The organism is Leptospira kobayashii (genome assembly GCF_003114835.2).
In the GTDB taxonomy this organism is placed as follows: Bacteria; Spirochaetota; Leptospiria; order Leptospirales; family Leptospiraceae; genus Leptospira_A; species Leptospira_A kobayashii.
Genome location: NZ_AP025028.1, coordinates 3,971,698 through 3,985,339, shown reverse-complemented (window position 1 = coordinate 3,985,339; position 13,642 = coordinate 3,971,698). Strand labels below are relative to the sequence as shown.

At 40.1% G+C, this 13,642-nt stretch carries 14 protein-coding genes; 7 read left to right on the top strand and 7 right to left on the bottom strand.

Features of this window, described 5'->3' with window-relative positions; all coding sequences use genetic code 11:
* Positions 1-53: 53 nt before the first annotated feature.
* Together DI077_RS18265 and DI077_RS18260 are read right to left on the bottom strand one after the other, a co-directional pair.
* Positions 54-992, bottom strand: a complete 939-nt coding sequence (locus tag DI077_RS18265) for a hypothetical protein (RefSeq protein ID WP_109021696.1) — start codon at positions 990-992, stop codon at positions 54-56.
* A 9-nt stretch (positions 993-1,001) separates the two neighbouring features.
* The gene (locus DI077_RS18260; protein ID WP_109021695.1) at positions 1,002-1,925 is read right to left on the bottom strand and encodes a branched-chain amino acid transaminase; all 924 of its coding nucleotides are present in this window, start codon (positions 1,923-1,925) and stop codon (positions 1,002-1,004) included.
* Positions 1,926-2,080: 155 nt separating this feature from the next.
* Here DI077_RS18260 and mnmG point away from each other — a divergent pair, with 155 nt between their 5' ends.
* The gene (gene mnmG / locus DI077_RS18255; RefSeq protein ID WP_109021694.1) at positions 2,081-3,955 is read left to right on the top strand and encodes a tRNA uridine-5-carboxymethylaminomethyl(34) synthesis enzyme MnmG; all 1,875 of its coding nucleotides are present in this window, start codon (positions 2,081-2,083) and stop codon (positions 3,953-3,955) included.
* A gap of 141 nt (positions 3,956-4,096) precedes the next feature.
* On the top strand, positions 4,097-4,531 hold the full coding sequence (locus DI077_RS18250; protein WP_109021693.1) for a hypothetical protein: 435 nt from the start codon (positions 4,097-4,099) through the stop codon (positions 4,529-4,531).
* A gap of 91 nt (positions 4,532-4,622) precedes the next feature.
* Here DI077_RS18250 and DI077_RS18245 read toward each other — a convergent pair whose 3' ends face one another.
* Positions 4,623-5,447: a hypothetical protein gene (locus DI077_RS18245; RefSeq protein WP_242935283.1), complete on the bottom strand. Its 825-nt coding sequence runs from the start codon at positions 5,445-5,447 to the stop codon at positions 4,623-4,625.
* Positions 5,448-5,503: 56 nt separating this feature from the next.
* Between DI077_RS18245 and DI077_RS18240 the strand changes: the two genes are divergently transcribed.
* Genes DI077_RS18240 through DI077_RS18230 form a run of 3 tightly spaced genes read left to right on the top strand, consistent with a single transcriptional unit; the run spans position 5,504 to position 7,899 of the window.
* A complete protein-coding gene (locus tag DI077_RS18240) occupies positions 5,504-6,247 on the top strand; it encodes a 16S rRNA (guanine(527)-N(7))-methyltransferase RsmG (RefSeq protein ID WP_109021692.1) in 744 nt (247 codons plus the stop codon).
* A complete protein-coding gene (locus DI077_RS18235; RefSeq protein ID WP_109021691.1) occupies positions 6,240-7,001 on the top strand; it encodes a ParA family protein in 762 nt (253 codons plus the stop codon). The genes DI077_RS18240 and DI077_RS18235 overlap by 8 nt, the downstream gene beginning before the upstream one ends.
* A 4-nt stretch (positions 7,002-7,005) precedes the next feature.
* The gene (locus DI077_RS18230) at positions 7,006-7,899 is read left to right on the top strand and encodes a ParB/RepB/Spo0J family partition protein (protein WP_109021690.1); all 894 of its coding nucleotides are present in this window, start codon (positions 7,006-7,008) and stop codon (positions 7,897-7,899) included.
* Here the strand turns inward: DI077_RS18230 and DI077_RS18225 are convergent.
* The 4 genes from DI077_RS18225 to DI077_RS18210 are packed head-to-tail and all read right to left on the bottom strand — an operon-like array spanning position 7,882 to position 11,475.
* The gene (locus tag DI077_RS18225) at positions 7,882-9,645 is read right to left on the bottom strand and encodes an ABC transporter transmembrane domain-containing protein (RefSeq protein ID WP_109021689.1); all 1,764 of its coding nucleotides are present in this window, start codon (positions 9,643-9,645) and stop codon (positions 7,882-7,884) included. The genes DI077_RS18230 and DI077_RS18225 overlap by 18 nt on opposite strands.
* 4 nt (positions 9,646-9,649) lie before the next feature.
* A complete protein-coding gene (locus tag DI077_RS18220; RefSeq protein ID WP_109021688.1) occupies positions 9,650-10,117 on the bottom strand; it encodes a YaaR family protein in 468 nt (155 codons plus the stop codon).
* 15 nt (positions 10,118-10,132) lie between these two features.
* Complete coding sequence (locus tag DI077_RS18215) at positions 10,133-10,480, bottom strand: bactofilin family protein (RefSeq protein ID WP_109021687.1); 348 nt, start codon at positions 10,478-10,480, stop codon at positions 10,133-10,135.
* Positions 10,480-11,475, bottom strand: coding sequence for a M23 family metallopeptidase (locus DI077_RS18210; protein ID WP_109021686.1), 996 nt, complete (start codon positions 11,473-11,475; stop codon positions 10,480-10,482). Before DI077_RS18210 ends, DI077_RS18215 begins: the two co-directional genes overlap by 1 nt.
* A gap of 104 nt (positions 11,476-11,579) precedes the next feature.
* Between DI077_RS18210 and DI077_RS18205 the strand changes: the two genes are divergently transcribed.
* Together DI077_RS18205 and serS are read left to right on the top strand one after the other, a co-directional pair.
* A complete protein-coding gene (locus DI077_RS18205; RefSeq protein WP_109021685.1) occupies positions 11,580-12,386 on the top strand; it encodes a TatD family hydrolase in 807 nt (268 codons plus the stop codon).
* Positions 12,379-13,635: a serine--tRNA ligase gene (serS, locus tag DI077_RS18200; RefSeq protein WP_109021684.1), complete on the top strand. Its 1,257-nt coding sequence runs from the start codon at positions 12,379-12,381 to the stop codon at positions 13,633-13,635. The genes DI077_RS18205 and serS overlap by 8 nt, the downstream gene beginning before the upstream one ends.
* Positions 13,636-13,642 lie beyond the last annotated feature (7 nt).

Below are 13,642 nucleotides of genomic sequence, written 5' to 3'. Positions count from 1 at the left end.
ATGAAGAATAAGAAAATTATGTCTCTTAAGGAATTTGTCCGAATTCTTTTCACCTAACGAGGTGAACTACTCAATTTCAGGAAAAGTTGAGATAATAAAAAATATTCCAAAGCTGGTATGTTGTAATGTAACTTTGATTTGAATTCCAGGATCGCATGGATCTTCCGGATATTGTTGTCGAAATTTTCCTTGCGATACTCGTATAACAAGAGTAAAGAGATCATTTCTAAAAAATCTATATTCGGAATTTTTTCTTTTCCTTTTGAATCCGACATTTTTTCCCGAATCCAATTTTCCAGTTTCAAAACCAAGATAGGATCCTGGCAAAGATTTCGCACGGTTTCATGCCACTCTTCGATCTGTTCATCGGAAATATCGAAAGGATTGAGAGATCCTCCGTAATATTCCTTAATCGTCTTATCCAGACTTCTCGCTATGGAATGTACTTTTGTTTGGGGAAGATAATGAAAAGGAATACACACGGATCGGGACACGATTGTTTTTTTCAACTTACTCAGATCATTAACAATCAAAATGAATTTCGTATGAGGAGGAGGTTCTTCTAAAGTTTTGAGAAGAGTTGTCTCCGCTTCATTGTTAATTCTATGTGCTTCCGGAAACAGTACGATTCTTTTGTGGGAAATATGAGGTTTGTAAATGATCCGACTTCCGAGTAGCCATCGAATGGTAAAATCCTCAGGATCTTTGTCTTTGCCTATGGCGATGTTTTTGTTTTTGGGAAACTGGATAAAATCCGGATGTTCCCCTTTCATAAAAAGCCGGCACGAATCACAAACTCCGCAGGAGTTATCATTCAAACAAAGTAGATGGCGGGAAAACCTTTCCGCAGCAAACCACTTCCCCACTCCGTCCGGTCCGTGAAAAATAAGTACGCCTGGAATTCTATCTTTCTCTTTTAGAAAAGAATGTAAGAAAGTAAGAGCAGTGTCTTGCCCGATCAGTTCATCTACTTGAAAGAAAGAATCAGTCATAAAATTAAATCAATAAACCGGTGTTAACCAGTCTTCGTATTTTGCCTCTTCTCCGCGAACCGCATTGAAGAACAAGGATTGGATCTTTTTGGTGACAGGTCCGATTTTTCCGTCTCCTACTTTTCTTCTATCCACTTCTTTCAACCAAGCCACTTGCACACCTGTCCCTGAAAAAAAGATTTCATCGGAGATATAGAGTTCGGAACGGGCAATGTCTCTTTCCACTACTTTGATACCTAAGTCGGCAGCGATTTTGAAAATGGATCTTCTCGTAATTCCTTCCAAGATGGAAGAAGGAACACTCGGAGTATGAATCTCTCCGTTGCGAACCAGAAAAATATTTTCCGCGGAACCTTCCGAAACAAACCCGCGTGCATCCAAAAATATGGCTTCGTCCATTCCGTTTTGAACCGCTTCGGATTTGGCAAGTGCGGAATTTACATATCCGCCGCTCACTTTGGAAAGAGTGGGAATTTGGTTATCGGAAAATCGAGTCCAGCTCGATACCATCGTGCGAAGTCCGTTTTGAGTATCGAGGTAATCATCCAGTTTTAAAACATAGATGGCGATCTCCGTCTTCACATCGTGGAAGCGGGGAGAGAGTTGGAGCGCTGAAGTGTAAACGATCGGCCTAACATAAACGTTTTGTTTTAAGTTCGAATCCCGAATCAATTTCAAAGTAATCTCTGCGAGTTCTTCCGGAGTTTTGTCGAACTGCAATTGCATGATTTTAGTCGAGTTCACCAAACGCTTGTAATGATCTAAAATCCTAAATACAAATACGTTTTTTCTCGTCTCATTATAATAACCTCGGATTCCGCCGAAGACGGCGGTTCCGTACTGAAAGGCATGAGTTTGGATGCTGATCTTGGCATCCTCGGAAGGAATGATTTTTCCTTCGAAATAAGAAAGGTCTTTGGTTTCGCCTGGCATATAAAATCCTGTGCTTCCAAAATTTCTGAGAATCGTTTTTAGAAAATGAATTTTATCTTTTTTTATCTCGAAGCATTCGATGCCGAAATTGTTATCGTTCTAGAAGGAAGTTTTACTTTCGCATTCTTAGATTAAGAATTGTTAGAAGACATAATATGAATCATTCGTTTTATCCAGACCAATTTGATTGTATCGTTGTGGGTGCGGGACACGCAGGATCCGAAGCCGCATACATTCCTGCGAAAGCAGGTTTTCGAACTCTACTCATCACAATGAACTTAGATACGATCGGGCAGATGAGTTGCAATCCTGCAATCGGTGGAATTGCAAAAGGACATATGGTCCGGGAAGTGGATGCCTTGGGTGGACTTATGGGAAGAACCATCGATGCCACAGGTATCCAATTTAAAATGTTAAACACTTCCAAAGGTCCATCCGTTTGGGCCCCCCGCGCTCAAGCGGAAAAAAAACAATATCAACTTACAATCAAACATCAGTTGGAACACACGGCCAACTTATCCATCCGACAAGATACGGTTGAAGATTTGATTGTAGAAGGAAATCAGATTGTTGGTCTTCGAACCGGTAGAGGATTCGAATTCAAAACCAATCATTTGATTTTAACAACAGGAACTTTTCTCTCTAGCGTCATTCATATAGGTACTTACCAAAAAGAATCGGGGAGAATCGGTGAACCGACTACCAAAGGATTGTCACGTTCTCTTTCCGGGTTTCAATTTAGATTGGGTCGATTGAAAACAGGAACTCCTGCTCGCGTTCATAAAAACTCCATCGATATTAAAAATTTGGAAGAACAACATGGTGATGAAAATCCAAAAGGTTTTTCTTTCTCTTCCGGTAAAATAGAAAGAAGACAGATTCCTTGTTACATCACTTATACAAATCAGAGCACTCATGATCTGATCCGACAAAATTTGGAATTCTCTCCGATGTATTCGGGACAGATACAAAGTATCGGTCCTCGTTATTGTCCATCCATTGAAGACAAAGTAGTTCGTTTTGCAGAAAGAGATCGTCATCAGATTTTTATCGAGCCGGAAGGATATGATACGAATGAGATGTATCTCAACGGAGTATCCACAAGTCTTCCCGAAGAGTTGCAATGGAAGTTTCTTCGAACGATCAAAGGTTTGGAAGAAGTGGAACTTATGCGTCCCGGTTATGCAGTTGAATACGACTTTGTTGATCCGACGGAACTTCATCCAACATTGGAGACTAAAAAAATCAAAGGGCTTTTCCACGCAGGACAAATCAACGGTACTACCGGTTATGAAGAAGCTGCCGCGCAAGGTTTGGTTGCCGCTTACAATGTAGTTCGTTCTTTGAAAAAAGAAAAACCTATGTTGTTTCCGAGAAGTGAATCTTATATCGGAGTGCTTGTCGACGATTTGGTTCACAAAGGTGTGGAAGATCCTTATCGAATGTTCACGAGTCGAGCCGAGTACAGACTACTTCTCAGGCAAGACAATGCGGATCAAAGATTGATGAAGTACGGATATGAGATGGGACTTGTTTCGAAAGAAGATTATGATTCCATGTTGGATCGTTACGGAAGAATCGATACTCTTCGTTCCAAGATGTATTCTTTGTCTATGAAACCGACCGTAGAATTGAGCGGAGTTTTGGAACGCAAAGGAATCGAAGATTATAAATTCGGTCACACGGTAGCTTCGTTTTTAAAACGAGCGGATATTAAAATCGGAGACATTGAACCTTTTATGTCCGAATTATCTTCTTTGAATGAAGAAGAAAAAGCAGTCCTTGAGATGGAAGTTAAGTACGAAGGATATTTGAAACGCGAACTTGAATCCATCGAGTATAGAAAAAAATATGCAAGCTTTGAAATCCCTTCCGACTTTGATTATCTTTCCGTGAAAGGATTGAAGACAGAAGCTGCCACCAAGTTGAATAAACATCGCCCTATGAATTTGGAAAAGGCTGCACATATTTCCGGAGTGGATCCTTCCGATATCGACTTGCTTCTCTTTCATCTGGTAGAGAAAAAATAAAACTCATCCGGCGATCGCGTCGGATGATCTTGCTCTTATTTATTCTTCCAATCGATTTTTTTTAGAACCAATCGTATCAGTTTTTTACCTCTTCTTACGCCGGGCAGATCTTCTTTATGTTTGCTCCGCATGGATGGTATTATGACAACAATCACTTCAATCTTAACGAGACATTCTTTCTCTGAATCCGAAGCGGATGCTTTTGAAAAGGCGATCGATAGAAAACTTTCCGAAGCATTGGCAAGTAACGAGTTGAAATTTGATAAAGAAGTACTGAGACCAATGCAGTATGAACAAGTAGGAATCCGGGTTGAGATTCGGCTCTTGGCAGGAAGGATTGATTTGCTTGTCGGGAAAATAGATCTTCTTGCGGAACGAATGCACCAGACAAATCAAATCATGAACGCAAGCTTTGATGTTGCTGATGAAAGATTCGAATCCATGCAGAAACAAATGACTTCCCGATTTGAATCTTTGGAAAAGATCATTCGAACACAAGCACGTGTTGCAAATGCAATCAACGGAACTATCTTGGTTGCGATCTTGGGAGGATTGTTGAAGTTGTTTTTGGGTTAAGAAGAAAGTTTCGGATTCTAATTTGCTTCAGATCCAATTAGAATCTAAGAAAAAGGGTAAGCGGTTTTAATAACTACTTACCCTTTTCATTTTAATGTTCTATAGGAGAATTGTTTCCGTTAGATAAGAACTCTTCCTTCTTATCTTGTTTGGAAACTTTGCTTTTGGAGTTCTCATCGTAGAGAAGGAAATGAGTTTTTTCTAGAACCCAATTGTCCCCTTGTTTCACGTGAAACGAAAAAGATTCCAGGCTTCCATCTGTTTTGTATTTCAATTTATTCACTCTATGAACTTCCGCTTGGAAGAATTCACGTTCCACCAAGTTTCCTTTGGCATCATACTTAAAGTGAATCTCCCCTAGTTTGATTTTCTTATCATCCAATAGGAATTGAATTTGAACGTTTAGTTTTTTAGGATCAGGAATGATACGAAAGGATTCTACATCTTTGGATTCTGAATTTTTACCTTCGCCACTGACTAGCATTCCGTCTTTGTCCGTTTCCAAAGTATAACTGATCAGATTCTTTCCTTCGAAGTTTTTAACGACCAGTCTTTTGAGAATTTTGCCTTTATAGACGAAGTCTTTTCTTTCTACAAGAGTGTTGTTCTGACCATAGACTTCTTCTGAAGTTACAAGTCCTTCTGTGTAACGAAAGATGGTTTTACCATCCGACTTACCTTCTTTATCAGAGTAAGTTTCTTGGACGAGATGACCGTCTTCATCATAAACATATTCCGCTACATAGATGACTTGTCCTTCTGAGTTGCGAACGATCTCTTTGGATGGACCTTTCTTTCCTTTGAAAAAAACAAACTGATCTTTGTGAGACCATTTTCCGGGAGTGAATGCAAACGAAGGAAGCGTAAGTAGTAAGAAAGCAATGAGTGTAAATGTTAAGATTAAAAATCGTTTCATGGAAAAGAATTCTCCTATTAGAACCATCGACGATTTTTAGAAATTAAGTAACAATTATGGCAGAAAATTTAGCGCGCGAAAAAGTTTCCTCTTTGCTTCCTCGGATATTTGAAAGTTTGGATGCACAATTTGATTGGAAGAAGATAGATCTCTATCACGAATTTTTGATTCGTGAAAATGAGAAAGGTGGCTTTTTCTCTAAGAATGATTCCGCGTTGATTTTAGATCGGCATATCATCGACTGTTTGGTTTTTGTTTTTAAACTAAAGGAGTCGGGATTTGTTTCACGTGAAACAAATCTGGCGGATGTAGGCACAGGCCCTGGTCTTCCCGGATTTCTTTTTTTATGTCTCAAAGAATCTCCTAAGCTTACACTCATCGATTCTCAAAAAAGAAAACTTTTCCTTCTGGAAGAAGAGGTCAGAAAAGGAAATTTGTCCGGGGCAAATGATAGAATTTCTTTTGAATATATGAGAGCAGAAGAAGAGAAAAGAAAATTTGATCTGGTAACTTCCCGTGCGGTAGTCCCCTACCCTTTTATGGTAGAAGTAGTTTCCAATTTAGTCAAGAAGGGAGGATATTTTTGCCCTTTCCTAGGTCAGAGAAATTTTGATGAGAAGATAGAAACAAAAGTTTTGAAATACAGTGGCTTCCGAATTAAAAAAGAAATCGAACTTACGGAATTAGAGTTTGTGGGAAAGCGACATATTAAAATACTGCAAAAGGATTCCGAACCAATTACGGGTTACCCCAGACTTTGGAAAGACATCAGCAAGGAGAGTAAAGAAGGCAATGGGTAAAATAGTTTCGATTAGCAACCAGAAAGGTGGAGTGGGAAAAACAACCACAGCGATCAATCTAGCGTCGAACCTAGTTGAGCTCGGAAAGAAAATTTTACTCTTGGACATTGATCCGCAAGGAAACTCAGGATCCGGTTTGGGATTGGAAGTGCAGTCACTCAACAAAACAACTTACGAGGTTTTGATTGGAGAACTTTCCGCAAGAGAGGCGATTCAAAAATCTTTTATAGCAAACCTTGATATCATTCCTGCCAACATCAACTTATCAGGATTGGAAGTCGACTTCCTTGGAATTGAGAAAAAAGAATTCAAACTCAAAGACGCACTCGCAAGTGTGCAAGCAGATTACGATTACATCTTGATCGATTGTCCTCCTTCCCTCGGAGTACTTACCATCAATGCACTTTGCGCTTCTCAGTCTGTGATGATCACTTTGCAAACAGAGTATTTTGCTTTGGAAGGTTTATCACAACTCATGAGAATCATCTCGCTTGTTCAATCTCAATGGAATAAAAGTTTGGAATTGGAAGGAGTGCTTCTTACGATGTATGACAAAAGAACAAACCTTGCCAATCAAGTAGCGGAAGATGTTCGCAACTACTTCAAAGAAAAAGTTTATAATACAATCATTCCTAGAAATATAAAATTGTCGGAAGCTCCTTCTTTTGGAAAACCAATCAACTACTACGACCCGGAAGGGATCGGTGCGAAAAGTTATAAAAGTCTAGCAGAAGAAATCGTCGGTCAGGGTTAAGAAAATGGCACTGGGCAAAGGAAAAGTTTTAGGAAGAGGACTTGGTAACCTAATTCCCGTTAACGAAAAGAATGTTGAACTCAATACAGATGATGTTTCCGGATTACGCGAAATACGAATCTCTGAGATTGTTCCTAACCCTCACCAACCTAGAAAACATTTTTCAGAAACGGCGATCCAGGAACTTTCACAAACCATCCAACAGCATGGAGTGATTCAACCGATCGTCGTTCAAAAGAATACCGCGGGTGCCGGCTTCATTCTGATTGCCGGCGAGAGAAGACTACGCGCTTGCAAGCTTGCCGGTTTCCAAAAAATTCCAGCTATCGTTAAAGACGTTTCCGATGCGGACATGATGGAACTCGCATTAATCGAAAATTTGCAAAGAGAAGATTTAAACCCGATAGAAGAAGCGCAAGCTTATCAAAATCTAATTGAAAAAAGATCTTTGAAAGTGACGGACCTTGCGACTCGGGTTGGAAAAAACAGATCCACCATTGCCAACTTGATTCGCCTTTTGGGTCTTCCTTCTCAAGTTCAGGATTTGATTAAAGAAGGAAAACTTTCCGAAGGTCAAACAAGGCCATTGCTTTCTCTTCCCGAAACTAAAAAACAAATCGAAGTTGCGAACAAGATCATCACTGAAAATTGGACTGCCCGCGAAGTAGAGAATTATGTTTCTTCCATTTTAAACCCGGATAAAAAACAAAAGAGTTCCGGTTCGGGATCAGAGAAAGATGCAAGCATTGTAAAGATCGAAGGCAAACTTAGAAACAAGTTCAGTGCCAAAGTGGAAATCTCTCATAATGATAATAATGGAAAAGGAAAGATCACATTCAATTATGCAAATCTTTCCGACATGGAACGAATCCTAGAGCAATTAGGTTTGAAATTGTAATTTGGAAAGTCGCGCATAAAGTTCACTTTGGTTCTGTAACTCTTCATGAGTTCCGATAGAATCAATCTTACCTTGTTGGATCACAACAATCTGATCGGAGCGAACGATGGTTGCCAGTCTATGTGCAATCATCAGAGTCGTTCTGTCTTTCATCAAAGAATCCAAAGCTTTCTGAACCATTCTTTCCGATTCAGAATCCAAAGCGGATGTTGCTTCATCCAGAAGTAAAATTTTAGGATTTCTTAAAATCGCCCGAGCAATTGCGATTCTTTGCTTTTGCCCTCCGGAAAGTCGAGTGCCCATATGACCTAGATCCGTATTGTATCCGTCTTTCAAATGATCCATAAATTCGGTAACATACGCTTGTTCTGCGGCACGTTCAATTTCTTCAAGAGTTGCATCCGGTCTTCCGTATGCGATGTTTTCACGGAGTGTTCCAGAAAACAAAATCGGTTGTTGGGGAACAAATCCTATGAGGGAACGAAGGTCCTTCAATGTAAGAGTTCGGATATCGATTCCATCGATTGTTATCCTTCCTTCCTGCGGATCATAAAAACGTAAAATGAGTTCGAAGAGTGTAGACTTTCCTCCTCCGGAAGGTCCAACAAGTGCGGTGGATTTTTGGGCCGGTAGGTTTAAATGGAAAGAGTCAATTGCATTTCTATCGGGACGGGAAGGATAATGAAAGGAAAGATTTTCAAATCGAATTTCCCCGATTGTATCAATAGGTAAATGAATCGGTGTGAGAGGATCTTTGATGTTGGATTCGGAATCCAAAAGTTCCATTAATCTTTCCGTAGCACCGGCGGCTCTTTGCAAATCTCCGATGACTTCGGAAATAGCTCCGACGGAATTTGCCACCATGATTGCATAAAAAGAAAATGCAATCAGCTCCCCGCCTGTGATCCTTCCTTCCAAAACATCCAATCCACCGATCCATAACATGAAACTGATTCCGGCTAAGATGAGTAAAATGACAGTCGCTATCAGCATGGATCTTTGTCGGATACGGAGAACGGAAACCTCGAAAGCATCTTCCACAGTTTCATGAAATTTTCGTTTGTCTATTTCCTGGTGAAAAAAGCTCTGAACGATTTTGATATTGAAAAGAGATTCGCTTACATAAGATCCTACGTTTGCGATTTTATCCTGAGTATCGCGGGAGAGTTTACGGACCTTTCGTCCGTAAAATAAAATAGGAAACAATACAAACGGAACACTCAAAAGTACGATCGCAGTCAATTTCACATTGGTGACAAAAAGAAAGATCATTCCTCCGATAAACAGTAGAAAATTACGAAGCGCGATGGAAGCGGAAGAACCTATCACTGTTTGCAAAAGAGTAGTGTCCGTTGTAATTCTGGATTGAATTTCTCCCGGCGAATTGGTTTCAAAAAAATGAGGATGCAGATCCACAACATGACGGAATACATCGGTTCTGATATCGGAAGAAACTCTCTCTCCGATCCAAGAGACCAAGTAATGTCTCAAATATGTTCCACTGGCTAACAAAAATCCAATGAAGATCAGTATAAAAAGAGAGAATGTGAGCTCTTCTTTGGATCTTGCAGTGAAGCCCGCATCGACCAAATGTTTCAATCCCTGACCGAGGGAAAGTGTGATCGCAGCGGTGAAAAGTAAGGCAAAAGAGGAAAGGGATACTTGTAAACGATAAGGCTTTATATAAGCCATGGTTTTGCTAAGAACCTTTAGGTTCTTACTGATGGGGCGGTTCGAGTCTTTCAAAAAATTATCCTTTTAGATCAATCAATAGACCTCTGATTTCATCTAATTGTTTCAAAATTGCGAAGGCGGAGTTGTTGGGGGAAAACATGGTTTTTGCCAAAAGATCCAATTTCTCATCTACAATCTTGACATAACGAATGTCTTTGTTATCATTTCTACCCCGGGAAGGTGCCTGCATGACTTTATGATTTTTCTTCAAAATCAATTGAGCAATGTTTTTGATATGCTCTTTGTATTCTTTCAGGTTGGAATGATTCGGATTGGCAATGAGGGCTTTTTCCAAATCGGGAAGATCTTTCCAAAGCTCGTTTAATTCTTTTGTGTTTTCCCCGTCGGAAGGGACGATGGATTCCAAAATTTCCAGGAAGGTTAAATTTTTGGATTCGGAAGTTTCCTGGAGTTTTTCTTTTTCTCCCGGTTTGCGTTTGGGGGAATTGGATACCGGTTTGTTATTTGTATTTTGTACGAACATAGATCCCCCGAAACTTTAAGTAGGGTTGATCGTACACTTACCGTGAAAAACCACGCCCTCTTCCACAATCAATCTAGGAGTTACAACATCTCCTTCCAATCGACAGCTGGAAAGAAGAGTCACCCTTTCAGTTGCAAAAATATTGCCCCGGATTTCTCCACCGGCAACTACTACTTTCGCTCTGATATCAGTATCGACGATTCCGGTTTTTCCTATAAGGACTTTCCCGTCGGTTTCCAAAACTCCACGGAATCTTCCGTCGATACGGATGAGGCCGGAAAATTTGAATTCACCGGTGAACTCAGCACCTTCTCCGATGACACTATTGACTAAAAACTCTTCTTCTATTTCAGGTGAGGGCATTATTCTTGAATTTGGTTGAGAAAGGAAAACGGATTGAGTGGTTGTGTTCCGACATGGACTTCATAATGTAAATGGTAGATTGGATTTTCGGGAGTTTTTCCCACATAACCAATCACATCCGACTTGGATATACGCTCTCCTTTTTTCACTTTGACCCGGTCAAGATTGGAGTAAATCGTTTTCCATCCGAACTTGTGCGCGAGTTTGATATAGTATCCCGTAGCAGGAGAAAATCCAGTATCAAAAACTAAACCGGGAGCAGTAGCAACTACTTCGGCTCCCGGAAAAGATCCGATGTCGAGTCCCTTGTTCAATTCTTCTTTTCCAGTGATGGGAGAAAGGTACTTTCCGAAAGGAAACAAAACATATCCTTTGGTCGGCCAGATGGAAGGAGTATTGCGGATGATACTTTTTCTTTTTTTGATGAGTTTGATGATCTCATCGGATAGTTCGGAAGATAATTTTAAATTGTGAATGTCTTCTTTGATACGGAAAGACTCATCAGTGATGTCTGTTTGCGGTGTACCTTGTAAAGAAGCGAATTGGTTTAAGTTTGCAGCGCCGCCCATACCTTTGGAAACACGAGCCGGGTCTCCGCCAAGTTTGATATACAGACTGGAAATCTTTTCATAATAATATTGGATCGTTTCATGGAGAGATCCCACTTCTTCTTTCATTTTAGAAGACTGACGGATAAAATCTTTGTTCGTGAGATTAAGCTCTGTTAATTGGTGAACGGAACCGCTATGAGAAAGTACATTCACAGCGCTAATGACAAGTAAGATAACGACAATACCTATGAAAATGGAAATAGCTTTGTAAGATATGATGAAATTGATCGTTCTACGGTCGGTATGGGGAATGACCATAATGGTCAGTCTTTCCCGGCCTTTTTTATCTAAATCTTCGTAACGCTGGGAAAGGCGTAACTTCCACTCCTGGAATTTATACCGAAGACGGTAAAAAATTAGATTTAGGCGGCTCTTGAAATTCACTTTAGTTTTTGCTTATCCCGTCGTTTAATAAAACATTACGTTCTTCTATAACTTTCGATGGAATTTTCATTTTCAGTCAATCTAATTTGCAAAACCTGAGCTATATGGCCTATTCTTTAATCGATACACATTGTCATTTAGACATAATTCAGGAACAAGGACAAGATATAGCCGAATCCTTACAAAAATCCGCTGTTGCCGGTGTGAAAAAAATTGTACAGATCGGAATCGACTTACCAAGTTCTTTGAAGGCTAGGGAAATTGCTGACAGTTTTTCTACGGAAGACTTGGGAATTCACTACACTGTCGGATGCCATCCTACGGAGACTCATGAATTTCCAAATGCGGATCAGATACTTAAATTTGCCGAAGAACAATTGGATCATCCACGTTTTACGGGAATCGGAGAAATCGGAATGGATTTGTATCATGACGCTTCCACTAAAAAACTACAAAGAGAAATCTTTTCCAAATTTTTGGAATTTTCCGCAAAACACAAATTGCCTGTAGTCATTCATTCCAGAGATGCTTTCAAAGAAACATACGAAGCCCTTTCCGAATACAAAGGAAAAGCATTCGGTGTGATTCATTGTTTTACTTACGATTATGAAGCCGGGAAAAAATTCGTAGATTTAGGTTATTACGTTTCTTTCTCAGGAATCGTTGCTTTTAAAAATGCTACGGACATTCATGAAGCGGCGAAAAAACTTCCTTTGCAATCTTTGTTGATCGAAACGGATTCTCCTTTTCTCGCCCCTCCTCCTCATCGGGGAAAAAGAAATGACTCATCTAACATGCCTTATATATTAGAAAGGATGTTTTCTTTGCGGGAAGAAACCAATGCTGTCGTTACGGAACAATTATACTCCAATTCGGAAAAATTTATAAATAAAAAGGCTTACCATGCTTGATATCAATCGAATTCTACAAGACCCGGAAGAACTGATTCTTTCTTTGAAAAAACGCGGAGCTTATAACGCTGACATCGAGACAAAAATCAAAGATGTTGCCACAAAACAAAAATCTTTAAAACAAGAAGCTGAGAACCTTCGTGCCGAAAGAAATAAAGTTTCCAAAGAGATTGGGATTTTAAAGGCGCAAGGAAAAGACATCACTGAAGTTTCCAATTCCGTCAAAGGTGTGGGAGATAGAATCAAAGAAATCGAAGAAGAACTCGCTAAACAAGAAGAGTCTCTTCATGATTTGAATATAGGTCTTCCGAATATTTTGGATGAATCCGTTCCCGAAGGAAAAAGCGAAGAAGACAATGTGTTGGTTCGCAGTTGGGGAGAAATTCCAAAATTCAAATTTTCGCCTAAGCCGCATTATGATATCGGTGAAGCTTTGAAAATTTTCGATTTTGAAAGAGGGGTCAAACTCTCCGGTGCCCGCTTTTATACATACCGAGGTTTGGGCGCGAAGATGGAAAGAGCGTTGATGAACTTGATGTTGGACACTCATACCGGTTCCAACGGTTATGAAGAGATGTGGGTTCCGGTGCTTGTGAACGATGAGTCCATGACGGCTACAGGGCAACTGCCAAAGTTTGCGGAAGATTTTTACCGTTTGGAAAAAGACGGACTCAATTTGATTCCTACGGCGGAAGTTCCTCTCACCAACTACTATCGCGATGAAATTTTAAATGAGAAGGATCTTCCCATTTCCGTTTGCGCCCATACTCCTTGTTTTCGAAGAGAGGCTGGTTCTTATGGAAGAGATACAAGGGGACTCGTTCGGGTTCATCAATTTCAAAAAGTGGAATTGGTAAAATTCACGAGCCAGGAATCTTCCAAAGAAGAACACGAAAAGATGCTTTCCGACGCAGAATCCATTTTACAAAAACTAAATCTTCCCTATAGAGTGATGCTTCTTTGCAGCAAGGACATTTCCAGTGCATCGTCCAAGACTTACGATATTGAAGTTTGGATGCCCGGTTTGAACCGTTTTATGGAAATTTCCTCCGTTTCTAATTTCAAAGACTATCAAGCAAGAAGGGGAAAAATTCGATACAAATCGAAGGAAGGTAAAAACCTACTCGTCCACACTCTAAACGGTTCGGGGCTCGCGATCGGAAGAACGCTTGCTGCTGTGATTGAAAATTACCAATTAGAGGACGGCACTTTCCAAATTCCGGAGGCATTGAAGAAATACCTTCCGTAATTTTTAT

What these genes read in the sequence shown, in the direction of transcription:
- DI077_RS18205 (WP_109021685.1), top strand. Translation starts at nt 11,580, where the DNA reads ATGGCCTATTCTTTAATCGATACACATTGTCATTTAGACATAATTCAG.
- DI077_RS18230 (WP_109021690.1), top strand. Translation starts at nt 7,006, where the DNA reads ATGGCACTGGGCAAAGGAAAAGTTTTAGGAAGAGGACTTGGTAACCTA.
- serS (WP_109021684.1), top strand. Translation starts at nt 12,379, where the DNA reads ATGCTTGATATCAATCGAATTCTACAAGACCCGGAAGAACTGATTCTT.
- DI077_RS18250 (WP_109021693.1), top strand. Translation starts at nt 4,097, where the DNA reads ATGACAACAATCACTTCAATCTTAACGAGACATTCTTTCTCTGAATCC.
- DI077_RS18265 (WP_109021696.1), bottom strand. Translation starts at nt 992, where the DNA reads ATGACTGATTCTTTCTTTCAAGTAGATGAACTGATCGGGCAAGACACT.
- DI077_RS18260 (WP_109021695.1), bottom strand. Translation starts at nt 1,925, where the DNA reads ATGCCAGGCGAAACCAAAGACCTTTCTTATTTCGAAGGAAAAATCATT.
- DI077_RS18240 (WP_109021692.1), top strand. Translation starts at nt 5,504, where the DNA reads ATGGCAGAAAATTTAGCGCGCGAAAAAGTTTCCTCTTTGCTTCCTCGG.
- DI077_RS18235 (WP_109021691.1), top strand. Translation starts at nt 6,240, where the DNA reads ATGGGTAAAATAGTTTCGATTAGCAACCAGAAAGGTGGAGTGGGAAAA.
- DI077_RS18215 (WP_109021687.1), bottom strand. Translation starts at nt 10,480, where the DNA reads ATGCCCTCACCTGAAATAGAAGAAGAGTTTTTAGTCAATAGTGTCATC.
- DI077_RS18245 (WP_242935283.1), bottom strand. Translation starts at nt 5,447, where the DNA reads ATGAAACGATTTTTAATCTTAACATTTACACTCATTGCTTTCTTACTA.
- mnmG (WP_109021694.1), top strand. Translation starts at nt 2,081, where the DNA reads ATGAATCATTCGTTTTATCCAGACCAATTTGATTGTATCGTTGTGGGT.
- DI077_RS18220 (WP_109021688.1), bottom strand. Translation starts at nt 10,117, where the DNA reads ATGTTCGTACAAAATACAAATAACAAACCGGTATCCAATTCCCCCAAA.